The sequence below is a fragment of the Streptomyces sp. NPDC055243 genome, assembly GCF_044544025.1.
In the GTDB taxonomy this organism is placed as follows: Bacteria; Actinomycetota; Actinomycetes; order Streptomycetales; family Streptomycetaceae; genus Streptomyces.
Map to the genome: position 1 here is coordinate 23,130 of NZ_JBITWR010000027.1, position 26,634 is coordinate 49,763.

Here is a 26,634-nt window from a genome sequence, read left to right on the forward strand (position 1 = left end):
CGGGTCCATCGCCGACAGATGGCGCGAAAGTCTCTGTGCAGAGTGTCAAAGTTCCACCCCTGCTTTTGTACACATACGGCTCATGACGACTCCCGGGTCGAGGGAGATAGCCTTGACCTGTGATCAGCGCGATATCCCGCGGGGGCGTGTACGCCCCCGCCCTGCGCCCGGGGAACACGGAGGACATCCGTGCCCGGGACGTCGCTGACGCTTCTTCGCGGTGCGGCCAGCCAGATCATCCCAGCCATCGGTCAGCGAAACCGCTGAAAATGGCGGATAACCGCCCGCTCATCTCTCACCGCGGCATAACGTCGACTTCGACCGGAGACCCCGCGTCGCGGCGTTACGTCGGATCACTTCCTTCTACGTCACGCAACGGCGCGCGACAGGAGTCAGAGGACAATGCAGACCAAGCTGGACGAAGCCAAAGCCGAGCTGCTCACACGGGCGGCCCGGGTAGCTGAGAACAGCCCGGTCGGTGGTCGCCTACCGAATGGGGCCACGACCGGGACGACGAACGAGGCCGCTCCTGACGAGGACACGGCCCTTGCGTTCCTCCAGCGCTACTACCTGCACACCGCCCCGGAGGACCTTGCCGACCGTGACCCGGTCGACGTCTTCGGAGCAGCCTTCTCCCATTACCGGCTGGCCGAGAACCGCCCGCAGGGCACGGCCAACGTCAGAGTGCACACCCCGACCGTCGAGGAGAACGGCTGGACGTGCAGCCACTCCGTCGTCGAGGTGGTCACCGACGACATGCCTTTCCTGGTCGACTCGGTCACCAACGAGCTCTCGCGGCAGGGGCGCGGCATCCATGTCGTCATCCACCCCCAGGTCGTCGTACGCCGTGATCTGACCGGCAAGCTCCTCGAAGTTCTCACCGACCCGGGCACCGAGCGCCCGCACGACGCGGTCACCGAGTCCTGGATCCACGTCGAGATGGACCGCGAGACGGACCGCGCGGACCTGAAGCAGATCAGCGCCGATCTGCTCCGGATTCTGTCCGACGTACGCGAGACCGTCGAGGACTGGGAGAAGATGCGCGATGCCGCGCTGCGCATCGCCGATGAGCTCCCCACCGAGCCGACCGCCGACGACCTGCGCGACCAGGAGGTCGACGAGGCCCGCGAGCTGCTTCGCTGGCTCGCCGACAACCACTTCACCTTCCTGGGCTTTCGTGAGTACGACCTGACGGAGGACGACTCGCTCGCCGCCGTGCCCGGCACCGGCCTCGGCATCCTGCGTGCCGACCCGAAGCACGAGGGCGAGGAGGACCACCCGGTCAGCCCCTCCTTCAGTCGGCTGCCCGCGGACGCGCGCGCGAAGGCCCGTGAGCACAAGCTCCTCGTCCTGACCAAGGCCAACAGCCGTGCCACCGTGCACCGGCCCAGCTACCTCGACTACGTCGGCGTGAAGAAGTTCGACGCCGACGGCAACGTCATCGGCGAGCGCCGCTTCCTCGGCCTCTTCTCGTCCGCCGCGTACACCGAGTCCGTGCGCCGCGTGCCGGTCATCCGCCGCAAGGTCCAGGAAGTCCTCAAGGGCGCGGGCTTCTCGCCCAACAGCCACGACGGCCGCGACCTGCTCCAGATCCTGGAGACGTACCCGCGCGACGAGCTCTTCCAGACCCCGCCCGACGAGCTGCGCGCCATCGTCACGTCCGTGCTCTACCTCCAGGAGCGCCGCAGGCTGCGGCTCTACCTGCGCAAGGACGAGTACGGCCGCTACTACTCGGCCCTCGTCTACCTGCCGCGCGACCGCTACACCACCGGTGTGCGGCTGCGGATCATCGACATCCTCAAGGAGGAGCTCGGCGGCACCAGCGTCGACTTCACCGCGTGGAACACGGAGTCGATCCTCTCCCGGCTGCACTTCGTGGTCCGCGTCGCGCCGGGCGGCGGGCTTCCGCAGCTCACCGACGCCGACACCGACCGCATCGAGGCCAGGCTCGTCGAGGCCGCCCGCTCCTGGGCCGACGGCTTCGGCGAGGCGCTGACCGCCGAGTGCGGTGAGGAGCGTGCCGCCGAGCTGCTGCGCCGCTACTCGGGCGCCTTCCCCGAGGGGTACAAGGCCGACCACACGCCGCGCGCCGCCGTCGCCGACCTCCAGCACCTGGAGCAGCTCAAGCACGGCCGCGAGGACTTCGCGCTCAGCCTGTACGAGCCGGTGGGCGCCGCCCCCGGCGAGCGCCGCTTCAAGATCTACCGCTCCGGCGGCCAGGTCTCGCTCTCCGCCGTCCTGCCGGTCCTCCAGCGCCTGGGCGTCGAGGTCACCGACGAGCGGCCCTACGAGCTGCGCTGCACGGACCGCACGAACGCCTGGATCTACGACTTCGGCCTTCGCCTGCCCAAGTCCCAGAACGGCAACGGCGACTACCTCGGCGACGACGGCCGCGAGCGCTTCCAGGAGGCCTTCTCGGCCGCCTGGACGGGTGAGGCCGAGGTCGACGGGTTCAACTCGCTGGTCCTGCGGGCCGGGCTCAACTGGCGCCAGGCGATGGTCCTTCGCGCCTACGCCAAGTACCTGCGCCAGGCGGGCTCCACCTTCAGCCAGGACTACATGGAGGACACCCTCCTCAACAACGTCCACACCACCCGGCTGCTCGTCTCGCTCTTCGAGGCGCGGATGTCCCCGGACCGCCAGCGCGCCGGGACCGAGCTGACCGACGGGCTCATGGAGGAGCTGGACGGCGCGCTCGACGAGGTCGCGTCCCTCGACGAGGACCGCATCCTGCGGTCCTTCCTCACCGTCATCAAGGCGACGCTGCGCACGAACTTCTTCCAGGAGGCGGAGGGCGGCAAGCCGCACACCTACGTCTCCATGAAGTTCGACCCGCAGGCCATCCCCGACCTCCCCGCGCCGCGTCCGGCGTACGAGATCTGGGTGTACTCGCCGCGCGTCGAGGGCGTCCACCTGCGCTTCGGCAAGGTCGCCCGCGGTGGTCTTCGCTGGTCCGACCGGCGTGAGGACTTCCGTACCGAGATCCTCGGTCTGGTCAAGGCGCAGATGGTGAAGAACACCGTCATCGTGCCCGTCGGCGCCAAGGGCGGCTTCGTCGCCAAGCAGCTGCCCGACCCGTCCGTGGACCGCGACGCGTGGCTCGCCGAGGGCGTGGCCTGCTACAAGACGTTCATCTCGGCGCTGCTGGACATCACCGACAACCTGGTCGCGGGCGAGGTCGTGCCGCCGGCCGAGGTCGTGCGGCACGACGAGGACGACACGTACCTCGTGGTCGCGGCCGACAAGGGCACCGCGACCTTCTCGGACATCGCCAACGAGGTCGCCCAGTCCTACAACTTCTGGCTCGGCGACGCCTTCGCCTCCGGCGGCTCCGCCGGCTACGACCACAAGGGCATGGGCATCACCGCCCGCGGCGCCTGGGAGTCCGTCAAGCGGCACTTCCGGGAGCTGGGCACCGACACCCAGACCGAGGACTTCACGGTCGTCGGCGTCGGCGACATGTCCGGTGACGTGTTCGGCAACGGCATGCTGCTCTCCGAGCACATCCGCCTGGTGGCCGCCTTCGACCACCGGCACATCGTCATCGACCCGAGGCCGGACGCCGCGACCTCGTACGCCGAGCGCCGCCGCCTCTTCGAGCTGCCGCGCAGCTCCTGGGCGGACTACAACAAGGAGCTGCTCTCCGCGGGCGGCGGGATCTTCCCGCGCAGCGCCAAGGCGATCCAGCTCAACGCCCACATCCGCGAGGCGCTCGGCATCGAGTCGGGCGTCGCGAAGATGACCCCGGCCGACCTGATGAAGGCGATCCTCCAGGCGCCGGTCGACCTGCTGTGGAACGGCGGCATCGGTACGTACGTGAAGTCGTCGGCCGAGTCGAACAGCGACGTCGGCGACAAGGCGAACGACGCGATCCGCGTGAACGGCGCCGACCTGCGCGTCAAGGTCGTCGGCGAGGGCGGCAACCTCGGTCTGACCCAGCTGGGCCGCATCGAGTTCGCGCGCGCCGGCGGGCACATCAACACCGACGCCATCGACAACAGCGCGGGCGTGGACACCTCCGACCACGAGGTGAACATCAAGATCCTGCTGAACGCGGTCGTCGCGAACGGCGACATGACCGTCAAGCAGCGCAACACGTTCCTCGCCGCGATGACGGACGAGGTCGGGACCCTGGTCCTGCGCAACAACTACGCGCAGAACACCGCCCTGTCGAACGCGGTCGCCCAGTCCCCGTCCCTGCTCCACGCCCACCAGCGCTTCATGCGCCGCCTGGGCCGCGACGGTCACCTGGACAGGGCCCTGGAGTTCCTGCCCACCGACCGGCAGATCCGCGAGCTCCTGAGCTCCGGCCGCGGGCTCAGCCAGCCCGAGCTCGCCGTGCTCCTCGCGTACACGAAGATCACGGCGGCCGACGAGCTGATCCAGACGACGCTCCCGGACGACGACTACCTGCGCGGGCTGCTGCACGCGTACTTCCCCGCGGCGCTGCGGGAGAAGTTCCCCGAGCAGATCGACGAGCACGCGCTGCGCCGCGAGATCATCACCACGGTCCTGGTCAACGACACGGTGAACACGGGTGGTTCGACCTTCCTGCACCGCCTCCGTGAGGAGACGGGGGCCTCGCTGGAGGAGATCGTGCGGGCGCAGCTCGCGGCCCGCGAGATCTTCGGTCTGAGCAAGGTCTGGGACGCGGTCGAGGCGCTCGACAACGTGGTGGCGGCCGACGTGCAGACGCGCATCCGGCTGCACTCGCGCCGCCTGGTCGAGCGCGGCACGCGCTGGCTGCTCAACAACCGGCCGCAGCCGCTCCAGCTCGCCGAGACCATCGACTTCTTCAGTGAGGGTGTCGCCGAGGTCTGGACCGAGCTGCCCAAGCTGCTTCGCGGCTCCGACCAGGAGTGGTACCAGAGCATCCGCGACGAGCTGACCGGTGTGGGTGTCCCCGACGAACTCGCCCAGCGCGTCGCCGGGTTCTCCTCGGCCTTCCCGGCGCTCGACATCGTGGCGATCGCCGACCGCACGGGCAAGACGCCGATGGCCGTCGCCGAGGTCTACTACGACCTCGCGGACCGGCTGCGGATCACCCAGCTCATGGACCGCATCATCGAGCTGCCGCGGGCCGACCGCTGGCAGTCGATGGCGCGCGCCTCGATCCGCGAGGACCTGTACGCGGCGCACGCCGCCCTGACGGCCGACGTGCTGGCCGCCGGGGACGGCGAGGACACTCCCGAGCAGCGCTTCAAGGCCTGGGAGGAGAAGAACGCGGCGATCCTGAGCCGGTCGCGGACGACCCTGGACGAGATCCAGAGCTCGGACGCGTTCGACCTGGCGAACCTGTCGGTCGCGATGCGGACGATGAGGACGCTGCTGCGCACGCACTCGTAATCCGTCAGGCGGTATGCCTGGCAGTCCGTCGAAGGGGCGCCCCGAGCCGAGAGGCCCGGGGCGCCCCTTCGCGTATCGGGACTGGGCCGATCACACCCCCCTGAAGGGCGCCAATCGGGCAATAGCGATACTTAGTAGGATGAGCTGGTATCTGACTGGAGGGACGCATGGGAGCGACAGGTGAGCGGGGGACGCCGGAGGCGCGACCCGATGTGTCCGTAGTGGTGATCGTCTACAACGACGCCGAGCGGCTGCCGACCGCCGTGCGGTCGGTGCTCGACCAGACGCTGCGCGGCGTCGAGGTCGTCCTCGTCGACGACCACAGCACGGACGGCTCGTACGACGTGGCGCGGGAACTGGCCGCCGAGCACCCCGAGCGGGTGCGGGCCTACCAGCTGCCGGAGAACAGCGGCGCGGGCGGTGAGCCCCGCAACGTGGGAATCGGCCACACCGTCGGCCGCCACGTGATGTTCCTCGACAGCGACGACGTCCTGGAGCGCAACGCCTGCCGCAACCTCCTCGAAGCCGCCGAGCGCGACGGCTCCGACATCGTCTCCGGGCTCTGCGTCCGTCTTTCCATGGACACCCGCAACAAGAAGCGCGACCAGTGGTACCCCTGGCTCTACGCCACGACCCGCACCCTGGAGTCCGTCACCGAGCTGCCCGACCTGTTCGTCTGGGACACCCTCTCCACGAACAAGCTCTACCGCCGCGACTTCCTCGTCGAGAACGGCCTGCGGTTCCCCAAGGGCATGTTCTACGAGGACCTGATGTTCATAGCCGAGGCCTATCTGGCCGCCGAGCGCATCACCCTCATCCCGAACCAGGTCTACTTCTGGCACGTCCACGAGCGCGCCGCCGACGCCGCGAAGTCCGTGACCAACCGGCGCCACGAGATGACCAACTTCCAGCACCGCCTGGAGATCCACCGACGGATCGACGCCCTGCTCGCCGAGCGCGGCCTCGACGAGCTGCGGCTCGCCAAGGACGTCAAGTTCCTCAAGCACGACCTGGTGCTCCACCTGCGCGACCTGCCGTTCCGCGACGCCGCCTACCGGCAGGAGTTCGCCGGACTCGCCCGTGACTATCTCGCCGGGCTCGACCGCGCCGCGTACGACGAGGTGCAGCCCATTCAGGCCATCTGCGGCTACCTCCTGGAGCAGGGCGACTGGGCGAACCTGCTGCCCGCCGTCGACACCCTCACCAACCGCGACAAGATCTCCTCGCCGCTCGCCGAGCGGGACGGCCGCGTGTACTGGTGCGCCGAGCACCTGGAGGACCCGGTCGGCCGCCGGGCCCTGGACGTGACCGGGCTCGGCTACCACACCAAGCGCTTCGACCAGATGTTCCTGCGCAACGTCCTGACGCGGTACGAGGAGTCCGCGGGGACGGTGAGCATGGCGGGCCGCGTCACCAACCCGCTCGGCGTCGTCGGCCCGGACGCCGTGCTCACCGCCGAGCTGGAGTTCAGCGCGCGCCGCCGCAGCCTCCAGTCCTTCCGCTTCCCGGTCTCCGCCGTGCGGTACGAGGGCGAGACCATCGCCTGGGAGGCCGCCGCCGACCTCGCGAGGCGGCTGCGTCCGCTCGGCGTGGTCGACGCGGTGTGGGACGTGCGCCTGCACCTCACCGCCGACGGCGTGCGCACCCGGACGCGGCTCACCGCGGAGGACCCGGGGCTCGCCGAGGGGAGGCTTCCGGTGCGGCCGAGGCTGACCCGCCTGGTCGCCGACCACATGGAGCCCGAGGTCTCGCAGCGCGGGCACCTCGCCTTCCGCCTCGTCACGCGCGACGCCGCCGGTGGCCGGATCCAGGAGCTGGTGGCGCGCGGCACGCAGGGCGTACCGGGACGGCTCGCCAAGTCCGGCTTCCGCAGGGCGAAGAAGCTGCGGAAGGACCTCACGTCCGGGCAGAGCAAGCTGCGCGTGTACGACGAGGTGTTCAGCCGCCTGCCGGTGAAGAAGGGCACGGTCGTCTTCGAGAGCCACCTCGGCAAGCAGTACAGCGACAGCCCCCGGGCGATCTACGAGGAGATGCGGCGCCAGGGGCTCGACTTCGACGCCGTGTGGTCCTACGCCGGGAAGCCCGAGGGCTTCCCCGAGGACGCGACGCTGGTGCGCCGCTGGTCCCTCCCGTACCTGCGGGCCCTGGCGCAGGCCGAGTTCTGGGTCGACAACCAGAGCTACCCGCTCAAGCTCACCAAGCGGCCCGGGACGACGTACATCCAGACCTGGCACGGCTCGGCGCTCAAGCGCATGGGCTTCGACGAGCCCGCCTGGAAGCTGCGCAGCAAGCCGCGGCAGGACGAGCAGCAGCGGGTGCTCGACCGCTTCGACCGCTTCCTCATCCGCTCCGAGCACGACGTGCGGACCCTGGCGAAGGCCCTGCGCCTGAAGGAGAAGGTGCTGCTGCGGGTCGGCTACCCGCGCAACGACGCGCTGGTGCGGTCGAAGCGGGCCGAGGACGCGAGCGGGGTGCGCGAACGCGGCCCGCTGGCGACGGAGTTGGGCATCCCCGAGGACAAGCAGGTGCTGCTCTACGCGCCGACGTTCCGGCGGCACGGCGGTCGGCACGGACGCTTTGAACTGCCCTTCGACGTCGAGCGGTTCGCCGAGGAGTTCGGCGACCGGTACGTACTGCTCGTGCGCTCGCACTATCTGAACCACGTGGTGCTCCCGCCGTCCGTGCGGGGCCGCGTCATCGACGTCTCCGCGCACCACGACGTCACACCGCTCTACCAGCTCGCCGACGCGATGATCACCGACTACTCGTCCGTGATGTTCGACTACGCGCTCCTGGACCGGCCGATGCTGTTCTTCACGTACGACTACGAGGAGTACGTCCACGAGGGCCGCGGCACCTACTTCGACCTGCGGGAGCGGGCTCCAGGACCGGTGGTCGACACCGAGGACGAGCTGTTCGGGGCGCTGAAGGCGCTCGACGAGCAGGCGCTGGAGTACGCGGCGGCGCGGGCGCGGTTCGTGGCCGAGTTCGGCGAGTACGACCGGGGCGATGCCGCCAAGAGTGTCGTCGATCAGTTCTTCTCGCACTGGAGCGGCAAGTGAACCGGGACATATTCTTCGTCTCCAACAGCGTCAACGAGCTGGGCGGGATCACCAGTTGGTCCCACCAGATGGCCCGCCTCTTCGTCGAGCGCGGCCACCGCGTGCACGTCATCGGCATCACGGACCCCGGCGTCCCGCAGGACGTCGGCACGGACCTGCCCTACCCCACCACGACGCTGTACGACGAGCATCCGCCGCGCGTCGGCCCGGCGCGCGGCATCAAGGGCCGGCTCAACGTGGCCGAGCACCGGCTGCGCACGAAGCGCGAGGAGGGCATGCACGAGCAGGCCGCCAAGCTGACCGCGCTGTTCGCGCAGGCCGGTCCCGGAGCCGTCGTCATCGTCACGCAGGTGTGGGCGATGGAGTGGGTCGAACTCGCCGACACCGGCGGCATGTCGGTCATCGGCATGAGCCACGAGTCGTTCGCCTACTCGCGGGCCTGCTCCCGCTTCGGGCGGGTGCGCAAGCACTACAAGGACGTCGACCGGATGCTCGCGCTGACCCGTGAGGACGCCGACCTGTGGATCAGGCAGGGCCTGGACAACGCGTCCTTCATGCCGAACCCGCTGCCCTTCATGCCCGAAGTGCCCTCCCAGCGAACCGAGAAGGTCGTCACCAGCATCGGCCGGCTGCACGACCAGAAGGGCATCGACATGCTCCTCGACACCTGGGCGGAGGTCGCGCCGCTGCACCCGGACTGGACGCTGCGGATCTACGGCTCCGGCGAGGACGAGGAGGTGCTCAAGAAGCAGTGCACGTCCCTGGGCCTGGACGGCTCCGTGGAGTGGATGGGGCGCACCAGCGACGTGCCGGGCGCGCTGCGGGGCGGGTCGGTGTTCGTGCAGTCGTCGCGGGGCGAGGGCTTCCCGCTGGCGCTGATGGAGGCGATGGCCACGGCGGTGCCGTGCGCGGCCTTCGACTGCGCGCCGGGCGTGCACGAGATCGTCCAAGACGGCGTGGACGGGCTGCTCGCGCGGCTCGGGAACACGGGTGAACTGGCGCGCAGGCTGCACACGTTGATGTCCGACAAGGAGCTGCGGGACCGGATGGGGGAGCTGGCCAGGGTGAACATCCAGCGCTACACGACGGGTGAAGTCGTGCGGCGCTGGGAGGAGTTGTTCGCGTTCCTGGAGCGGTAGGGGCGGGCGGCTTCGCTACTTCTTGCCGCCCGTGAAGCGCTCGTACTCCTTCAGGACGTCCTCCGTCGGGCCGTCCAGGCGCAGTTCGCCGTGCTCCAGCCAGAGCACGCGCTCGCAGGTGTCGCGGATCGACTTGTTGTTGTGGCTGACCAGGAAGACCGTGCCCGCGCGCTTGCGCAGCTCGCGGATGCGGGCCTCCGAGCGCTTCTGGAAGGAGCGGTCGCCGGTCGCCAGGGCCTCGTCGATGAGCAGGACGTCGTGGTCCTTGGCGGAGCCGATGGAGAAGCGCAGGCGTGCCGCCATGCCGGAGGAGTACGTGCGCATGGGGAGGGTGATGAAGTCGCCCTTCTCGTTGATGCCGGAGAAGTCGACGATGTCCTGGTAGCGCTCCTGGATCTGCTCGCGGGACATGCCCATCGCGAGGCCGCCGAGGCGGACGTTGCGCTCGCCGGTGAGGTCGTTCATCAAGGCCGCGTTCACGCCCAGGAGTGAGGGCTGGCCGTCGGTGAAGATGCGGCCGTTCTCGACGGGCAGGAGCCCCGCGACCGCCTTCAGGAGCGTCGACTTGCCGGAGCCGTTCGTGCCGATCAGGCCGATGGCCTCGCCCTTGTGGGCGGTGAAGGAGACGCCTCTGACGGCGTGCACCTTGCGTACGCCGGAGTCCTCGCCGTCCTTGCCTCCCTTGCCGCGCTTGAGGATGCGGCCGAGGGCGGCGGTCGCGCTGCCGCGGCCGGAGGGGGAGCCCGCGCCGTGCACCCGGTAGACGATGTCGACCTGGTCGGCGATGACCGTGGGGGCGGGCCCGTAGGTGGGGGGAAGCGTCTTTTCCAGGGTTGCTGTCGTCTCAGCCACGGCCGTACGTCTCCTCTGCCTTCCAGAAGTAGATGAACCCGCCGACTCCGGCGAGCAGCGCCCAGCCGATGGCCCACGCCCAGACGTGGTGCGGGAGCTGGCCCTTGGCGAAGCTGTCGATCAGGGCGAAGCGCATCAGGTCGATGTAGACGGCGGCCGGATTGCACTCCAGGAGGACTTGGAGGACGTGCGGCAGGTGCTGGTCCTTCAGGACCGCGTCGATGCTCCACATCACGCCGGACACGTACATCCACGTACGCAGCACGAACGGCATCAGCTGCGCGATGTCCGGCGTCCTGCTGCCCAGGCGGGCCATGACCAGGGCCAGGCCCGTGTTGAACGTGAACTGCAGGAGCAGGACCGGGACCACCAGGAACCAGGACATGCTCGGCGGGACGCCGAAGCAGAGCAGGATCACGACCAGCGCGCCCATGGAGAACAGGAGCTGCTGGAGCTGCTGGAGGCTGAACGAGATCGGCAGCGCGGCCCGCGGGAAGTGCAAGGCGCGCACCAGGCCGAGGTTGCCGGCGATGGCGCGGGTGCCCGCCATGACCGAGCTCTGCGTGAACGTGAAGATGAAGACGCCGGTGACCAGGAACGGGACGTAGTCCGGGACGTCGTGCTTGGTGTTCATCAGGACGCCGAAGATGAAGTAGTACACCGCGGCGTTCAGGAGCGGCGTCATCACCTGCCAGACCTGGCCGAGCTTCGCCTGGCTGTACTGGGCGGTGAGCTTGGCGGTCGCGAAGGCGGTGATGAAGTGGCGCCGCTGCCAGAGCTGCCGGACGTATCCGGGCAGCGAGGGGCGGGCGCCGCTGACGGTCAGGCCGTGCCGGGCGGCGAGCTCGGCGGCGTCGGGTACGGCGACCGCGGGGCGGGATGGAGCGTCGAGGACCTGACTCACGTCCGCTGCTTTCACTCGGAGCCATGGGGCGCTGACGTCGGGACGGGCCCGTATCGTCGCAACGTCGAGAGTAGGGCGATGTGACGTCGGAACGCAACCGTATCGTCGTCACGTTCTATGCTGTCCGTATGACGACGAGCAGGCCAGGAGATGAACAGCCGCGCCGCAGGGCGCCCGCGGGGGCCGCGGTGCTCCGTGAGGATGTGACCGAGGCCATCAGGGCCGCCGTCTTCGAGGAGCTCGCGGCGGTGGGGTACGCGCGCATGTCCATCGAGGGCATCGCGCGCCGCGCGGGCGTCGGCAAGACCGCCGTCTACCGGCGCTGGCGCTCCAAGCTGCACCTCGTGCTCGACCTGGTGGCGGCGATAGCGGTCCAGGGCCTTCCGATGCCGGACAGCGGCTCGCTGGAGGGCGATCTGCGGCTGCTGTACGAGGTGACGTCGCGCGCCCTGCGGCATCCCGTGGCCTCGCAGGTGATCCCGGACCTCCAGGCGGAGGCGGCACGCAACCCGGAGATCGCGGAAGCCCTGCAGAAGGCCCTGCGGGAAGGGCAGCACGGGGTGGCGAACGGCATCGTGCGGGCCGCCGTGGCGCGGGGAGAGGTGCGGGAGGGGGTCGACGAGGACCTCGCCCTCGACCTGGTGTCGGGGCCGCTCTACTGGCGGTCCGTGGTGGTGCGGGCCGAGCTGCCCAAGGGGTATCTGGGCAGCCTCGCCGCGGCTACGGCGGCGGGGCTCCGGGCGTTGTGAGGGGGCTGTGGGAGCGCGGTTCTAGGCGTGCTTCTCCCGCAGCAGGAACAGGGCCACGCCCGAGCCGAGCGTGACGGCGCCGGTGCACACGCTGATCAGCACCTGCCGCACGCCGTCGAAGGCGAGGCTGGTGGAGACGTCGGCGGCCAGGGTGATCGCGAGGACGAGCCAGAGCAGGGCCTTCGTGGCGGGGCCTTTGGGCCGGGGGGTGGGGCGAAGCTGGGGCTGCCGCCGAGCGACAGCGGGCACCGGCGGGTGCTGGCCGTGCTCGCGTACCTGAACAGGTCGGCCTAGCCGGGTTGTTGCCGACTCGGCCGACCTGGCGCCCCGGCCGTACCTGAGGGGTCAGGACCGCTGCTCCCGCTTGGCGAACAGCGTCACGCCGCAGGCGAGGGCGATGATCCCGGTGCCCACGCTGACGAGGGCCTGGCGTGTGTTGTCGTCGATGACGAAGCTGGACGAGATGTTGACGATGAGGGCGACGGCGAGCACGAGCCAAAGGATCTTCATGGGTCAAGTGTGCGGGACCGGACCCGACCGTCTACTCCCGCCCCGCCTCCGGATGCAGCCGCACCCACCCCGCCCACGCCGACGTCACCATCTCGCGCACGTCCCTCTTCGCCGACCAGCCGAGCTCCGTGGCGATGCGGGTCGACGCGGCCACCACGCGGGCCGGGTCGCCGGGGCGGCGGGGTGACATCGTCGGCGGGCGGTCGTAGCCCGTCACCTCGTTGATCAGCGTGGCCATCTCCAGGACCGAGACGCCCTCGCCACGGCCGATGTTGAGCGTCAGGTCCGTGCCGCGCGGCGCCGTGGCCAGCTTGCGGGCCGTGGCCACATGGGCCTCCGCCAGGTCCGCCACGTGGATGTAGTCGCGGACGCACGTGCCGTCCGGCGTCGCGTAGTCCGCGCCGAAGACGCGCGGCGCCTCGCCCTCCGTGAGCTTCTCGAAGACCATCGGGACGAGGTTGTAGACGCCCGTGTCGGCCAGCTCGGGGCTTGCCGCGCCCGCCACGTTGAAGTAGCGGAGCGACGCCGTCGACAGGCCGTGCGCGCGGCCCGTCGCGCGGACCAGCCACTCGCCGGCCAGCTTCGTCTCGCCGTACGGGCTCATCGGGAGGCACGGCGTCTCCTCCGTCACCAGGTCCACGTCGGGCATGCCGTACACCGCCGCCGACGAGGAGAGGACGAAGGACTTCACCCCGGCTTGCGTCACCGCCGACAGCAGGACCCGCAGGCCCTCCACGTTCTCGTGGTAGTAGCGCAGGGGCTGCTCGACCGACTCGCCCACCTGCTTCTTCGCCGCCAGGTGCACGACCCCCGTGATGCCGTGCTCCGCCAGCGTGCGGGACAGCAGCTCCGCGTCCAGCGTCGAGCCCGTCACCAGCGGTACGCCCTGCGGCACGCGCTCGGCGATGCCCGAGGACAGGTCGTCGTAGACCACCGCCCGCTCGCCCGCCTCCGTCATGGCGCGGACCACGTGTGCCCCGATGTAGCCGGCGCCGCCGGTGATCAGCCAGGTCATCGTCTGGGAGCCTTCCCTGTCGTCTTCGTTTCCCGAGTCGCGCCGAGCGTCGTCGGCGTTCGGACGTGCAGTGTCGCAGAGCCCCGCGTACGGACGGCGTCAGCGCCCGCCGCCGCCCACCCACCGCGCCAGCCGCCTGCGCACCACTCCCGCCAGGCCCCGCAGCCCCGGCGCGAGCCGCACGGCCAGGTTCCCCGCCTGCGTCGCGTACGGCTGGGCCAGGAGCAGACCCCGGCGCGACGGAAGCGCCGTGCGCCGCAGCAGTCCCGGGCCCGCGACCGCCCGCGCCGTCGTCTCGCGCGCCGTCCCGTCGCCGAAGTGCAGCCGCAGCCGCAGGTCCCACACGCCGCCGCCGAGCGAGCCCAGGTCCAGGACCGCCTCGGTCACCCAGGTCTCCCGGTCCTCGGCGTCCGCCGGGTCGAACGCCGCCGTGCGGCGAAGGACCGGGCCCTCGCGGTTCCTCGGCACCAGCTCCACGTCGACCGTCGTCGGGCCCGCCTCCGCCACCCGTCCGTACAGCTCGTGCAGCCGCAGCGTCAGACGGCTGCGGTGCGCGCGGGGGCGCAGCTCGGCGTCCACCGCGAGCGGGAGCAGGCGGATGGGGCGCACGAGGAGGTGCTCCAGGGTGACCTGGGGGAGGTCCGGTGACCAGATGGGCGTGCTGCCGTCCGGCGAGAGGGCGTACGGAGGCGACAGGCGCGCCGGGCGGGCCGCCACCTCCTGGAGGCGGGTCAGGTCGCGCGGCTCGGGGGACGCCAGGATCACGCGGGCGATGACCCTGCCCGGCGCGGGCGCCGCGTCCAGGTCGCCCGTGTCGAAGGTCGCGAGGTACGCGCGCGTGGCCGTCCACCACTCCCGGCGGTACTCCGGGCTCCGCGCGGTGAGCTCACGCGCGTACATCCGCAGGCTGTGGTCGATGAACTTGGCCCGTGCCGCCCGTGCAAGGCGTTTGCCCCCCGTCCCCGTGGTGCTGCGTGCCTCCCGGAGGATCTCCACCGACTGGCGGTGGGCCTCCAGGCGGGCCTGCCAGTTGTCGATGCCCGAGCGGTCCAGGGAGATGGACAGCTTGGCCGCCGTGCGGCGCACGTTCCACACGTAGACGGGGTCCGTGATCAGCGCGATGCGCGGGCCCGCCGCCAGGACGCGGGCCGTGAAGACGAAGTCCTCGTACGTGAAGCGGCCCTCGGGGAAGCGCAGCGCGTGCCGGCGCAGGAAGTCGGCGCGGTAGAGCTTGTTGACGCAGAGGGTGTCGTGGACCAGGCGCGTGCGCAGCTCGGGGCGGGCGATCAGCCGGGGCTTGTTGTAGAGCATCGGCTGCCAGGGGCTCTCGCGCCCGGAAGGCAGCTCGCGGCGTACGCAGAGGCCGGTGACCACCTCGGCGTCGTGCCGTGCGGCGGCCTTGAGGAGTGCGTCCACCGCGCCCGGCGGCAGCACGTCGTCGCTGTCGAGGAACATCACGTACGCGGACGTGGTGGCCTCGATCCCGTCGTTGCGGGGAGTGCCGCAGCCCCCGCTGTTGGCGGCCCGGCGGATGGGTTTGACGCGCGGGTCCTCCTGCGCGAGCGACGCGAGCAGCTCGCCGCTGCCGTCGGTCGAGCAGTCGTCGACGGCGATCACCTCGCGGACGGCGGGGCCCTGGACGAGGGCCGAGCGCACCGCGTCCGCGACGTGCGCCGCGTCGTTGTAGCCGATCACGACGACACAGACCTGGGGTGTCGGGGGCGACGGGGGCGAGAGGGGCGGAGAGGGGTACACAGGGGAAATTTTAGAGCTTGCCGGTAATTATCCGATTAGGGGGTCTTTTTCTGGTTCGTGTTCCCGTCGCCCACGCGCGCGAGGACCTCGCCGGTGCGCGGTCCCCACGCCACCACCACGGCCTCCTTCGGCACCCTCTGGTCGGGCGAGAGCAGCAGCCAGCGCACGTCGTAGCGGCGCACGATCCGCGCGCGTTCGGCGCGGGTCGAATCGGGGGAGAGGTAGTCGCGCACCTCCTGGAGGCGGTGGTTGCGCGTGTCCTCGGCGAGCGAGGCGTCCGGCCAGGCGGGGGCGACGAGGTTGGCGCCGTACGCGGGGACGGAGCGGGTGGGGTAGTAGCCGTTCGTCAGGACGGTGTCGCCCTTGTGCAGGTGGCTCATCGCCCAGCCGTAGCCCGGCCAGCGCGGCGGCTGGTCGAAGCCCACCGGGTCCAGGGCGCGCGGCACGACCGCCCCCGCCTGGAGCGTGAAGAAGCCGATGGCCGCCCCGGTGGCCGCGACGCCGCCCAGGGCCATGCGCCACCGGCGCCAGGGGCGCGGCGCCGCCAGCTCGATCGCGAGGGCGAACTGGAGCGGGACCAGCGTCAGGCCCAGGATGCGGCCGTAGGTGTAGTGGCCGCTGAGCCAGCCGTAGGCCACGACCGCGCAGTCCAGGGCGAACATCAGGACCAGCGGGTCGCGCCGGACCCTGCGGAACCTCAGGGCCAGCGCGGGCAGGCCGAGCAGCGCGAGCCAGAACCGCTGCGGCATCTCGGTGTAGAGCTGCCGGTGGATCCAGTCGACGCTCTCGTCGCCGACGAGCGAGAACAACGAGAAGTAGGGCCAGCTCGCCGCGACCACCGCCGCCGTCGCGCCGGTCACCGCCCACTTCCACAGCCCCGCGAAGGGCCGCGGGGCCGAGGCCGCGAACGCCACCACCCCGATCACCGCCGCCACGGACGAGATCGGGTGGACGAGCAGGATCGCCCCGCACAGCACGCCGAGCCCTCCGTACGCCCAGCCGCCGCTGGGCGACTTCGCCAGCGAACCCGCCCAGCTCCACGCCCAGAACGCCAGGCCGATCGCGAACGTCGAGGGGTACGCGAGGTTCCCCGTCATCGACATCAGACCGAGGTAGCCACTCCACCACGCCATCCGCGTGCCCCAGAGCAGCACCATCGCGAACAGCGCAAGAACCGGCGCCCATTGACGCGGCGTCAGGACCTTCACGAACCGGCCGAGCCCCGTCAGGAGCACCAGCAGGTTCAGCGGCCCCGCCAGCTTCACGACCTCCCAGCCGGCGAGCCCCGTCAGCCGCGCGAAGGCGCCCTGCGCCACCGCGTACGGCGAGTAGTACGGGCTGCCCGCCCCCGGCAGGTCCGCCATCGGATGGCGCGGGTGCAGCAGATCGGCCTTGAGCCGCTCGACGACCGCCGCGTGCTGCCCGAAGTCGCAGCACATCGGCACCCGCCAGAAGGCGAGGGACATGACGATCCAGAAGAGACCGCCGAAGACGACGTACGGGCTCGGCCGCCACCGCCTGCGTCCGTGCAGCGCCGTCGCGCCGTGGACCTGGCGGCGCGTGAGGAGGCCCGCTCCCCGCGTGGCCATGCTCATCGCATGAGCCTCTCCGCGACCCGTGCCGAGGCCTGCCCGTCGTCCAGGTCGCAGTAGGCCTCGCGGAACGCCGCGTACGCCTCCGCGTGCCGGGCCGTGATGGAGTCCAGGTCGCGCAGCGCCTCGACGACCTCGCCGGTGGAGGCGAGCAGCGGCCCCGGCGCGCTGGTCTCGAAGTCGAGGTAGAAGCCGCGGACCGTGTCGCGGTAGTGCTCCAGGTCGTAGGCGTGGAAGAGCATCGGACGCCCGGTGTGCGCGAAGTCGAACATCAGGGAGGAGTAGTCGGTCACCAACACGTCCGAGACCAGCAGGAGTTCGGCCGTGCGCGGGTGGGACGACACGTCGCGCACGAAGGGCGCGTGGGCCCCGGGCAGCCGGCCCGCCGTCAGCGGATGCTTGCGCACGAGCAGGACGTGGTCGTCGCCGAGCACCTCCTGCGCCGCGCGGAAGTCGAGCGCGGGTTCGTAGCGGAAGCGGCCGGGGGAGTAGGCGAGGTGGTCCCGGTAGGTCGGCGCGTACAGGATGATCCGCTTGTCCGGGGGGATGCCCAGCTCGCGGCGCACGCGTTCGGCGACCTTGCCGCGGTCCGCGGAGAAGAGGACGTCGTTGCGGGGCGAGCCGGCTTCCATGACCTCGCCCTCGTAGGCGAGCGCCCGCCCCAGGTGGGGAGTCGAGAAGCGGTTGGGGGACACGAGCACGTCCCACTGGCGGGAGAGCTTGGGCAGGACGTCGAGGTGGCCGTGGTCGGCGTAGAGGGTGTCGGTGAGGTCGGTGCCGATGCGCTTGAGGGGCGCGCCGTTCCAGGTCTGTACGACGGTCTGGCCGTCCCGCCGCTCGAAGAAGTCGGGCAGATGGCCCGCGGTGACGATCCGCCGGCAGCGGGCCAGCGCCTCGTACCAGGCGGCGCTGTGCTCCTCCACGCCCTTCGCGCCCGCGGGCACCCGCGTCTGCTGGTCGTGCGTCACCCACAGGTGCTCGACGTCCGCGCCGCGCCGCACCAGCTCCTCGTGGACCGCGCGCGGCGAGTCCCCGTCGAAGTAGAGCACCGCGTCCCGCAGCGGCTGGCTGCGCTGGCGCGGATAGTGCGCGGTGCGCAGCCGATGCCGCCGATAGGCCCCGCGCTCACCGCGCGCGAGCACCGACCCGGCCTCCAGCAGCAGCCGGTCCCCGAACCGCCGGTCGACGGTGAACTCCCGTCCCTCCACGGTCCGATGGAGCGGAAAGCCCGCGGAGACGGACGCGAGCAGCCGCACGGGCATGCCGTCCTGAAGCACCCCGTGCGCGGCGGTGTCGCCCCCGGCCTCCCGCAGGAACGCGTACCAGCGCCCCTCCCGCAGCACCCCGCCGCCGGGCGCCACCACGGCCCGGAATCGCCCGGCGGTGCGCTCCACCGGCACGGTCAGTTCCTCGTCGCGTCCGCTGTGCCGGAGCACCAGTTCCGCCGCGTCCCAGCTCGCGTCGGACACCGTGCCCTCGACGGTCAGCGTGCCGTCCGTGCTCCACGCGACCCGGTCGGCGATCGGCTGCCGGGTGAGCTCGACGACGAGCTGGCCCTGGTCGTTCGCCGACGCGCACAGCTCGCGGCCGCCCGTGGTGCGTGAGGTGTAGCGGCCTGGCGGCAGGTCGAGCGCCGCCGCCAGGGACTTCAGCCTGCCGTCCGGCAGGACCAGGTTGGCCTGCCAGCGGTCGCCGTGCGGGGGCTCGACCTCCTTGGGGGCCAGGTGCGGGGTCGGCGCGATGTCCTCCAGGTCCGCGAGGCGCACGCGTACGTCGAAGCGGTCGTCGCCCGGCAGCGTCACGGGGTAGTCGAACTCCGCCGACGAGTGCTTGTGCGTCAGACGCAGCGCCGTGGGCCGCAGGTGGCTGGGCAGATGGCCGCTGAGGACCATCTCGTCGCCGTCCCGGTGGTGGGCGTCGACCCGGGCCACGTAGTCCTGGATCTTCAGCACCAGGCGGCCCTTGCTGAAGCCGAGGACGAGCCGGAGCCCGTCGCCCAGTTCGCGTACGACGGACTGCGCGGCCGATCCGTCCAGCGGGCGGACCGCGGCCCGGCGCACCGAACCGTGGCCCGCGACGACCACGCCGAGCAGCCAGTTCCCCGGCCGCCACCGGCCGCCCGTCTTCAGCTGCTCGGGGTCGACGGTGAGCTCGAATCCGGAGAGGTCGTAGCAGTGCAGCCGCTGCCGGGAGTTCTCGGTGGCCTGCGGCGCGGCGACCGTCCGGGTCGCCACCTTCCTCAACTGCGCCCTGCTGTGCGCCGACTTGAGGATCGCGGCCTTGACGGAGTGCCCCGGCCGGGTCGCCTCCAGATTGCGCACGTACGCGTACCCGCTGATCCGCAGCAGCCCGTCCGGGCTCCAGCCGGCCTCCCGCACCCGGGCGATGACCGGCAGTTCGCCGCGGCCGAGCCGGGCCAGTTCCTGCGGCACCCGGATGTGACCGCCCGAGCTCCGCGGGTAGGCGGCGCTGCGCCGCAGCACCCCGCGGACCTGGAAGGCGTTCTTGTTGCGCTGCTCGAAGGTGAGCAGGTCGATCAGGTCGGCGGTGCGCCCTTCGCGTACGAGATGCCACTTCACGCGCAGCGACACCGGAAGCCCCGCGACCACCCCCGGGTCCGCGCGGCGCAGGAACGCGGCGGCGCCCTTCATGAACGTGGCGCGGTACTCGGGCCCGCCCATCGGCAGGCCCTCCAGGAAGTACACGAAGTCGTCGCGCAGGCACGAGGTGTCGTACGTCTTCCGCATCTCGGGCGCGTGCTCGGCGAGGAAGGCGCTGACGTGCGCGCACGCCGCGATCCGGTCGCGCACGCCCTTGACGTCCGTGCGCCGCCGGGTGATCGAACCCTCGCGCACCCGCCAGTAGTAGACGTGGTCGCTGAGCACGTCCACGGAGCCCGCGAGGAAGTGCGCGGGGATCATGACGGGCGTGTCCTCGTAGAGCTTGCCCTCGGGGAAGGTGAAGCCGTGCCGGTCCCAGAAGGCGCGCCGGAAGACCTTGTTCCAGGCGACGCGGTCGGCGAGCAGCTCCAGGTCGCGGCTGATGTGCGTGCGCGAGCGCGGCTCGGTGAGCCACTTGTACTGCCAGGCCTGCTGGCGTCCGCGCTCGTTCAGGCGCCAGACGTTGCCGCTCGCGAAGTCGGATCCGGTCGAGTCCAGGCTCGCGGTCATCCGCGCGTACGCGTCGTGCGGCACGACGTCGTCGCTGTCGACGAAGGTCAGGTACTCGGCGGTGGGGGTCGCGTGCCGCACCCCGGTGTTGCGGGCGGCGCTGAGTCCCGCGTTCGGCTGGCGCACATAGACGAACCGTGGATCCTTCGCCGCGAACTCACGTGCGATGCGCGGACTGCCGTCCGTCGAGCCGTCGTCGACGAGCACGGCCTCCAGGTCGGCCATGGTCTGCCCGGCGATCGACTCAAGGCACTCCTCCAGAAACTCTTCGACGTTGTAGATGGGCACGACGACGCTGAGACGGGGCTGCACGAAGACCGGCCTTTCGTACGCTCCCAGTCATGGGAGTAATCATGGGAGTACGGGCGTATTCATCCCCTTTGCCCCTTCCGGTCAATTTCTTTGCCTTCCTTCATCCCAATGAGTGATGCGCGGTCTTCGACAGGGCGTGTCCGGCTGATTACTGTCGGTGTCCATGACGCGCTTCTCGGTTGTCGTGCCCGCCCATCGCGTCCAGGGCTACCTGAGGGAATGCCTGGACTCCGTGCTCGACCAGAGCTGCACCGATCTGGAGCTGATCGTCGTGGACGACGCGTCGCCGGACGCGTCCGCCGCGATCGCCGCGGAGTGTGCGGAGCGCGACCCGCGCGTGCAACTCGTCCGTCTTCCGGCGCACGCGGGTCCGGGCCCGGCCCGCAACATCGGCGCGGACCGCGCCACCGGCACCCACCTCCTCTTCCTCGACGGCGACGACCTGCTCCTGCCGGGCGCCCTGGAGGCCATCGCCGAAGCCCTCGACGCGGCGGACGGGCCGGACGTGCTCGTCTTCGGCCACGACCGCGTCGACTGGTGGGAGAGCGTGCGCGCGGGCGGCGACGACCTGGCGGGTGACCCGCTTGCTGTCACCGTCGCCGCCTGGAACCGCGTCTTCCGGCGCGACTTCTGGCACGAGCGCCGACTGGCGTTCAGCGACGGGGCCTACGAGGACGTGGTGCCGGTGCGGCGCGCGACGCTGGCCCCCGGCGCCCGCACTGCCGTCCTGGACAAGGCCTGCGTCCGCTGGCGCGAGCGGCGCGGCGGCAGCTTCGCCAAGTCGCCGGGCCGGGAGCACTTCGCGCTCATCGGGCGCTACGAGGAACTGCTCGCCGCCGCGGACCCCGCCGACCGCGCCCGGCTCGTGCCGCACGCGGCAGCGCATCTGCTCGCCGTGCTCGACGACCCCGGGCGCGTCGCGCCGCGCGACCGCCGTGACTTCTTCCGCGGGGCGGCCCGCCTCTACCGCACGTACGGACCGGCGGGCCCCGCGCCGACCCCGGGCGAGAAGGCCCTCGCCACCGCCTCGTACGCCGCCTACGAGGCCCAGCGCAAGAGCCGCTCCCGCAGGACGGGCGTCACCCGCAGGCTCAAGGAGCGGAAGAAGAAGCTGCGCGCCCGCGCCATGCGCCTCACCTACCGGGCCGACCTGCGCCGCCCCCTGGACCCCCACCTCGCGGTCTACGGCGCCTACTGGAACCGCGGGATCTCCTGCAATCCGGCCGCCATCCACGCCAAGGCCCGCGAACTCGCCCCGCACATCCGGGGCGTGTGGGTGGTCTCGTCCCGGCACAAGCACCGCGTACCGGCCGGGATCGAGTACGTCGTCGAGGGCTCGCGGCGCTACTGGCAGACCATGGCGCGAGCGACGTACCTGATCAACAACTCCAGCTTCCCCGGCGGGTTCACCAAGCGCCCCGGCCAGGTCTATCTCCAGACCCACCACGGGACGCCGCTCAAGAAGATGGGCCTGGACCAGCGCCGCTACCCCGCGGGCACGCACGGCATCAGCTTCCAGAAGGTCCTCGACCACACCGACCAGTGGGACTTCAGCCTCTCCGCCAACCCGCACTCCACGGAGGTGTGGGAGCGGGTCTACCCCTCGACGGCGTACCAGGCCCTGGAGGCGGGCTACCCGCGCAACGACGTCTACTTCACGGCGGACCAGGAGGAAATGGCGCGCATCCGCGAGGAGCTGGGCATCGCGGACGGCCGGACGGTCCTGCTCTACGCGCCCACCCACCGCGACTACCAGAAGGGCTTTCTGCCCCGCGTCGACCTGGAGCGCTTCGTGCGCTCACTGGGCCCTTCGTACGTCGTGCTCGTGCGCGCCCACTACTTCTACGGCGCCGACGCCGGCCTGCGCGCCCACCCGCAGCTCGTCGACGTCACCGGGCACCCGCGCGTGGAGGACCTCTGCCTGGCCGCCGACGCCCTGGTCACGGACTACTCGTCGCTGATGTTCGACTACGCCTGCCTGGACCGCCCGATCGTGACGTACGCCCCCGACTGGCAGGCGTACCGCCTCGCGCGGGGCACCTACTTCGACCTGCTCTCCGGCCGCGCGGGCGAGACGCCGGGGGCCGTGGCCACCACCGAGGAGGAGCTCGTCGGGCTCTTCCGCAGCGGGGAATGGGACACGGCCGAAGCGGCACAGCTGCGCAAGGCCTTCCGGGCGCGGTTCTGTCCGTACGACGACGGGGGCGCCGCCGAGCGGGTGGTGCGGCGGCTGTTCCTGGAGGGTCAGCCCCGCTCGTAGGGGGAGCGGACCGGGAAGTACGCCGTCAGGAACGAGCGGATGGCCAGCGCCATCTCCTCGTCGGCCAGCTCGCTGTCCGGGGACTCGCCGATGCAGAAGGCCGTCTTGTTGCGGCCCTGGAGCAGCTGGCCCAGGCGCGCGTGGTCGGCGCGGCTCCCGATGTCCACGAAGTCGTAGGCGATGCCCGCCGGCACGGCCCGGCCGGTGAGGTACGCGTAGTGGTGGTGCAGGGACGACACCAGGGCGAGGTCGCCGTTGGAGCGGAAGCGGCTGTGCGCGGTGGCTTCGAGCTCGTCGGGGAAGCGCTCGGTGAGCTCCGCAAGGACGCTGCGGTGCAGGGCGTAGGGCGCGTGGAAGAAGCTGTGCGTCGCCGTCCTGCCGAACTCCCGCCTGAGCAGCTCCCGGTTGTTCTTCGCGGCGGCCAGGTAGCCCTCGTCGTCCGGGGAGACGGGCAGCGCTGGCACGGACGCCGACGACCAGAAGAAGCGGGAGGTGCCCGAGCTGAGGAAGAAGGTCTCCGGGGTGGTGGGGCGGCCCAGGAACATGTCGTCGTTGAGGTAGAGGAAGTGCTCCGACAGGCCCTCGATGCGGTGCAGTTGGCTCTCGATGGAGTGCGAGTTGAAGGTGGGCAGCGCGGTGTCCGGGTCGGCGAACAGGTCGCGGTGGTCGACGACCGTGACGTCCGGGTGGTCCTCGTTCAGCCAGGACGGGGTCTGGCCCGCGGTGACGAGGTAGATGTGCCGGATCCACGGCGCGTACATCGCCAGGGAGCGCATCGAGTAGCGCAGCTCGTCGCGGTTGCGGAAGCGGACGGCGCCGTGGTCGGCGGACGTCTCGTCGTCGGGGCCGCCGAGGGCCGCCCTGCGGCGCGCGTGCCACTCGGGGTCGGAGTCGTCGACCCAGGTGTAGACGGCGTCGATGGGGAAGTCGACGTCACCGATGAGGAGTTGGGCGAAGACGTCGAGGGTCGGGTAGGTGCGGTCGGCGACGCGGAGGGTCGCGGTGGGGGAGAGCGAGGGCAGCTCGGACCCGGCCAGGGTGGTGCCGAAGGGTGCGCGCCGGGTGTCGGTCCCGCCGGGCCCGCCGTCCGCGGTCCGTGGCCAGAACGCCACCGTGCAGGACTGCTGGACGCCGTGCCGCAGGGAGAGCGTGGTCGTGGTGACCGGCTTGAAGAGCTTGATGCCCGCGACCTCGCCGATGCCGTCGAGGCGCTCCGCGAGCACGACTCCGGGTGCGGCGTCGCGCGGATGGATCAGCTCGGCGTAGACGGGCTGCCCGTGCAGGGACTCGGCGATGGCCTTGAGCGCGCCGTCGCGTTCGTCGTCGGCCACGGCGAGGGTGTGCGTGGTGCCGGACGTGCGGACCAGGACGTAGGGAATGTCCTCCGACTCCAGCGCGGTGGCGGCCAGTTCGAGGTTCCAGTCGGTCATGTCGGGCGCCAGGACGTCGTCGCGGCGCTCGGCGAGCCGCCCCACCGAACGGATGACCAGGCCGCTGGTGTCCGCTTCGAGGATCTCGTCCTCGCGGGCGCGCTCCTCGGGGGCGGGCGCGGCGTCCAGGGTGTACGGCGTGGTGGGGCGGAAGCCGCTGCCGCCCGACGCGACGCCGAGCGCCACCCGGTCCGCGCGGTCGTCGAGCCGCTCGGGGGCGTCGCGCCGGGCCACGAGCCGGGAGTACAGCTCCTGCCAGTGGGCGGTGACGTCGGTGGAGGAGAAGCGGGCGTAGACGCCTTCGCGGGCGGCGTGCGCGTAGCTGCGCCTGGTCTCCGGGTCACCCATCAACTCGCTCATCGCGGCGGCCAGTTCATGGATCTCGCCGGGCGGCACGAGCAGTCCGTCGACGCGGTGCCTGACGATCTCGGCGGGTCCGGTCAGGACGTCGTACGCGACCACCGGCACGCCCGCGGCGAGCGCTTCGAGCAGCACGAGCGGGAACGCCTCGTTGTGCCCTGCGGTCATCAGGGTCAGCCCCGCCTTGGCCCACTCGGCGGCCATGTCCTGGCAGGGGCCCAGGAGTTCGACGCGGTCCTGGAGGCCGAAGCCGTCGACCAGGCGGCGCAGGTGCTGCTCGCGGTGGCCGCCGCCGAAGACGCGCAGGGTCCACTCCGGATAGGCGTCGGCGACCTCGGCGAAGGCCCGGACCGCGTGGTCGACGCGCTTCTCGCCGGTGAGCCGCGCGGCCATGACGATGACCTTGCTCTCGCCGTCGGCGCGCGGCCGGAAGCCGTCGGGCACGGCGTTCGGGATGACCGCCAGCTCGGGAGCGGTGGCGCCGAGGGACTCCGCGATCCAGTCGCGGGTGCGCTCGGTGAGGGTGACCAGGGCGTCCAGGCGCGGCGCGTGCAGGAGCAGCGGCTCGCCGGAGGGGCCGCGGCGCTGGGTGGGGCGGTGCTCCTGGTGCACGGTGACGACCCTGGCCGGGACGAGCCCGACGGCGGCGGCCATCAGGGCGGGCGTCGTGGTGACCAGGACGTCGGTGTCCAGGGTGGTCAGGGCGGCGGCCATCTCGACGTCCGAGAGACGGTCGAAGGCGGACTCCCAGGAGGGCTTGATCAGTTCGCTGGGCAGCGCGGCGAGGGTGCGGCAGGCGGCCTCGTCCAGACGCGAGGCGCGCACCGGGCGCTCGGGCGACGCGGTGCGGTCGACGAGATAGCGGACGGGCAGGCTGCGGGCCTCGGGGAAGAAGGGCTCGGGGCGGGTCCGGAAGACGGAGATGACCTCGACGTCGTGGCGGTCCGCGAGGTGCTGCGCCTGGGTGTAGGTGGCCAGCTCGGTGCCGCCCATCTCGTCGCCCCAGCCGAGGAGGTACGTGATCTTCATGAGCTCTCCTTCACGAGGTCTCGTTCATGAGGTCTGATCCGTGATGTCCCAGCAGGTGACGGCGAAGCCACCGGACTTGGTGAAGTGCGCGTGGGCGCGGACGAGGGAGCCGCCGGGCAGCGCGAAGACGCGGAAGGGCGTGGGGCAGGAGGCCGCGGGGTCGCGCACGTCGGAGAGCCAGCGGCCCAGCGGCAGCGTGGACCCGCCCGTGTCCGCCGTGTCGCCCGTGTCCCCCGTGACGTGGAAGTCCCACACCCACTGGCCGGGGCCGGCCCCGGCCATCTCCCCCAGGGGCAGCCGGAAGGTGAACGCGGCGCCCTCCCACACCGCCCCGACGGGCACGGTGACCCCGTCGCGCCGCCGCACGGCCCTGGCCCGCCACCGCCGCCGGGAGCCCGCCATGACGAGCCGCCCGTGCACGGTGATGCCGTCGCCGCCGGGCACGAACCGCACGAGCTCGGCCCGTGGCCGCGACCGGGTCACCTGGAGCACCGCGCGCCCGCTGCGGCACCGGACGACGCGGATGAGCGTGCCGGTGCGCGGGTCGGGGGCGTGGCGGAGGGTGGGCGTGGGCGGCAGTTCGCTCTCCCCCTCGATGCCGATGCCGCGCCGCCGGACACGCCCGAGTGCGTCGACGGTGACGACCGTGAGCCGCCAGACGCCCTCGCCGAGGCGCGCACCGGCCCGGGTGTCCCCGGCGGCGAGCACGTCGCGCAGCGTGGCGGTCCCGGCGAGCAGCAGGCCGCCGTGGGCGTGCTGTTCGAAGGCGAGCGGGACCCGGAACCTGCGGTGGCCGCGCGAGAGGACCAGCTGGGCCCGCTCGACCTGCTCGTCGGGGAGGGCGGCGACGGCGACGTTGAGCGTCCTGCTGTCCCGGATCGACAGGTGCACGGGCGCCAGGAGCGTCTGGGCCCCGTTGCCGACCCGGCCCGCGGCGGCGCGTTCCGCACGGAAGCGCGTGGCCCGTGCGGTGGTGAGGAGCCGCCGGGCCGCGGGCGGCAGGACCGGGGTCATGGCGTGAACCCAATGTGGCGCATTGGGCCACTTTGCCTGTTGTTCGTTCCCGCGCGGCCCGTTGATCGCCCCGATGCGGGTGTGGCCGCGTCCGGGTCACCCGCCTGGCGGAGGAGGGAGTGACGTGAGGCGATA

At 71.4% G+C, this 26,634-nt stretch carries 15 protein-coding genes and 1 pseudogene; 6 read left to right on the plus strand and 10 right to left on the minus strand.

What is annotated here, in order from left to right; all coding sequences use genetic code 11:
- The first annotated feature begins 402 nt into the window (after positions 1–402).
- From ACIGXX_RS42345 to ACIGXX_RS42355, 3 genes are all read left to right on the plus strand, one after another.
- Complete coding sequence (locus ACIGXX_RS42345) at positions 403–5,346, plus strand: NAD-glutamate dehydrogenase (protein WP_399984334.1); 4,944 nt, start codon at positions 403–405, stop codon at positions 5,344–5,346.
- Positions 5,347–5,513: 167 nt separating this feature from the next.
- Positions 5,514–8,408 (plus strand): CDP-glycerol glycerophosphotransferase family protein, encoded by a 2,895-nt coding sequence (locus tag ACIGXX_RS42350; protein WP_399984337.1) that lies wholly within the window; start codon positions 5,514–5,516, stop codon positions 8,406–8,408.
- Positions 8,405–9,547: a glycosyltransferase gene (locus ACIGXX_RS42355; RefSeq protein WP_399984340.1), complete on the plus strand. Its 1,143-nt coding sequence runs from the start codon at positions 8,405–8,407 to the stop codon at positions 9,545–9,547. Before ACIGXX_RS42350 ends, ACIGXX_RS42355 begins: the two co-directional genes overlap by 4 nt.
- A gap of 15 nt (positions 9,548–9,562) precedes the next feature.
- Here ACIGXX_RS42355 and ACIGXX_RS42360 read toward each other — a convergent pair whose 3' ends face one another.
- Positions 9,563–10,399: an ABC transporter ATP-binding protein gene (locus ACIGXX_RS42360; protein ID WP_399984342.1), complete on the minus strand. Its 837-nt coding sequence runs from the start codon at positions 10,397–10,399 to the stop codon at positions 9,563–9,565.
- Entirely contained in the window at positions 10,392–11,303 is a 912-nt protein-coding gene (locus ACIGXX_RS42365) for an ABC transporter permease (protein WP_366462251.1), read from the minus strand. The genes ACIGXX_RS42360 and ACIGXX_RS42365 overlap by 8 nt, the downstream gene beginning before the upstream one ends.
- A gap of 128 nt (positions 11,304–11,431) precedes the next feature.
- Between ACIGXX_RS42365 and ACIGXX_RS42370 the strand changes: the two genes are divergently transcribed.
- Positions 11,432–12,052: a TetR/AcrR family transcriptional regulator gene (locus ACIGXX_RS42370; RefSeq protein WP_366462250.1), complete on the plus strand. Its 621-nt coding sequence runs from the start codon at positions 11,432–11,434 to the stop codon at positions 12,050–12,052.
- 21 nt (positions 12,053–12,073) lie between these two features.
- Here the strand turns inward: ACIGXX_RS42370 and ACIGXX_RS42375 are convergent, their stop codons facing one another.
- Positions 12,074–12,301 (minus strand): hypothetical protein, encoded by a 228-nt coding sequence (locus ACIGXX_RS42375; protein ID WP_399984412.1) that lies wholly within the window; start codon positions 12,299–12,301, stop codon positions 12,074–12,076.
- Here ACIGXX_RS42375 and ACIGXX_RS42380 point away from each other — a divergent pair.
- Positions 12,269–12,346: pseudogene (locus tag ACIGXX_RS42380) on the plus strand (DNA-binding response regulator); the annotation flags it as partial. The gene ACIGXX_RS42375 and the pseudogene ACIGXX_RS42380 sit on opposite strands and share 33 nt — an antisense overlap.
- Before the next feature lie 51 nt (positions 12,347–12,397).
- Here ACIGXX_RS42380 and ACIGXX_RS42385 read toward each other — a convergent pair.
- The 5 genes from ACIGXX_RS42385 to ACIGXX_RS42405 all read right to left on the minus strand — a co-directional run bounded on the left by ACIGXX_RS42385 (position 12,398) and on the right by ACIGXX_RS42405 (position 20,406).
- Positions 12,398–12,562 carry a hypothetical protein gene (locus ACIGXX_RS42385; protein WP_399984347.1) on the minus strand — a complete coding sequence of 55 codons (165 nt, stop codon included), beginning with the start codon at positions 12,560–12,562 and terminating at the stop codon, positions 12,398–12,400.
- A gap of 31 nt (positions 12,563–12,593) precedes the next feature.
- On the minus strand, positions 12,594–13,577 hold the full coding sequence (galE, locus tag ACIGXX_RS42390; RefSeq protein ID WP_361469536.1) for a UDP-glucose 4-epimerase GalE: 984 nt from the start codon (positions 13,575–13,577) through the stop codon (positions 12,594–12,596).
- A 99-nt stretch (positions 13,578–13,676) separates the two neighbouring features.
- Positions 13,677–15,332: a glycosyltransferase family 2 protein gene (locus tag ACIGXX_RS42395; protein ID WP_399984351.1), complete on the minus strand. Its 1,656-nt coding sequence runs from the start codon at positions 15,330–15,332 to the stop codon at positions 13,677–13,679.
- 35 nt (positions 15,333–15,367) lie between these two features.
- Positions 15,368–16,927 (minus strand): hypothetical protein, encoded by a 1,560-nt coding sequence (locus ACIGXX_RS42400; RefSeq protein WP_399984354.1) that lies wholly within the window; start codon positions 16,925–16,927, stop codon positions 15,368–15,370.
- Positions 16,924–20,406, minus strand: a complete 3,483-nt coding sequence (locus ACIGXX_RS42405; protein ID WP_399984357.1) for a CDP-glycerol glycerophosphotransferase family protein — start codon at positions 20,404–20,406, stop codon at positions 16,924–16,926. Before ACIGXX_RS42405 ends, ACIGXX_RS42400 begins: the two co-directional genes overlap by 4 nt.
- A 163-nt stretch (positions 20,407–20,569) precedes the next feature.
- Between ACIGXX_RS42405 and ACIGXX_RS42410 the strand changes: the two genes are divergently transcribed.
- Positions 20,570–22,666, plus strand: a complete 2,097-nt coding sequence (locus ACIGXX_RS42410) for a bifunctional glycosyltransferase family 2 protein/CDP-glycerol:glycerophosphate glycerophosphotransferase (protein WP_351170929.1) — start codon at positions 20,570–20,572, stop codon at positions 22,664–22,666.
- Here ACIGXX_RS42410 and ACIGXX_RS42415 read toward each other — a convergent pair.
- Both ACIGXX_RS42415 and ACIGXX_RS42420 read right to left on the minus strand, forming a co-directional pair.
- On the minus strand, positions 22,651–25,485 hold the full coding sequence (locus ACIGXX_RS42415) for a stealth conserved region 3 domain-containing protein (RefSeq protein ID WP_366462246.1): 2,835 nt from the start codon (positions 25,483–25,485) through the stop codon (positions 22,651–22,653). The two genes, ACIGXX_RS42410 and ACIGXX_RS42415, sit on opposite strands and share 16 nt — an antisense overlap.
- Positions 25,486–25,509: 24 nt before the next feature.
- Positions 25,510–26,499 carry a hypothetical protein gene (locus ACIGXX_RS42420; RefSeq protein ID WP_399984362.1) on the minus strand — a complete coding sequence of 330 codons (990 nt, stop codon included), beginning with the start codon at positions 26,497–26,499 and terminating at the stop codon, positions 25,510–25,512.
- Positions 26,500–26,634 lie beyond the last annotated feature (135 nt).

What these genes read in the sequence shown, in the direction of transcription:
- ACIGXX_RS42345 (WP_399984334.1), top strand. Translation starts at nt 403, where the DNA reads ATGCAGACCAAGCTGGACGAAGCCAAAGCCGAGCTGCTCACACGGGCG.
- ACIGXX_RS42350 (WP_399984337.1), top strand. Translation starts at nt 5,514, where the DNA reads ATGGGAGCGACAGGTGAGCGGGGGACGCCGGAGGCGCGACCCGATGTG.
- ACIGXX_RS42370 (WP_366462250.1), top strand. Translation starts at nt 11,432, where the DNA reads ATGACGACGAGCAGGCCAGGAGATGAACAGCCGCGCCGCAGGGCGCCC.
- ACIGXX_RS42385 (WP_399984347.1), bottom strand. Translation starts at nt 12,562, where the DNA reads ATGAAGATCCTTTGGCTCGTGCTCGCCGTCGCCCTCATCGTCAACATC.
- galE (WP_361469536.1), bottom strand. Translation starts at nt 13,577, where the DNA reads ATGACCTGGCTGATCACCGGCGGCGCCGGCTACATCGGGGCACACGTG.
- ACIGXX_RS42400 (WP_399984354.1), bottom strand. Translation starts at nt 16,927, where the DNA reads ATGAGCATGGCCACGCGGGGAGCGGGCCTCCTCACGCGCCGCCAGGTC.
- ACIGXX_RS42410 (WP_351170929.1), top strand. Translation starts at nt 20,570, where the DNA reads ATGACGCGCTTCTCGGTTGTCGTGCCCGCCCATCGCGTCCAGGGCTAC.
- ACIGXX_RS42415 (WP_366462246.1), bottom strand. Translation starts at nt 25,485, where the DNA reads ATGAAGATCACGTACCTCCTCGGCTGGGGCGACGAGATGGGCGGCACC.
- ACIGXX_RS42420 (WP_399984362.1), bottom strand. Translation starts at nt 26,499, where the DNA reads ATGACCCCGGTCCTGCCGCCCGCGGCCCGGCGGCTCCTCACCACCGCA.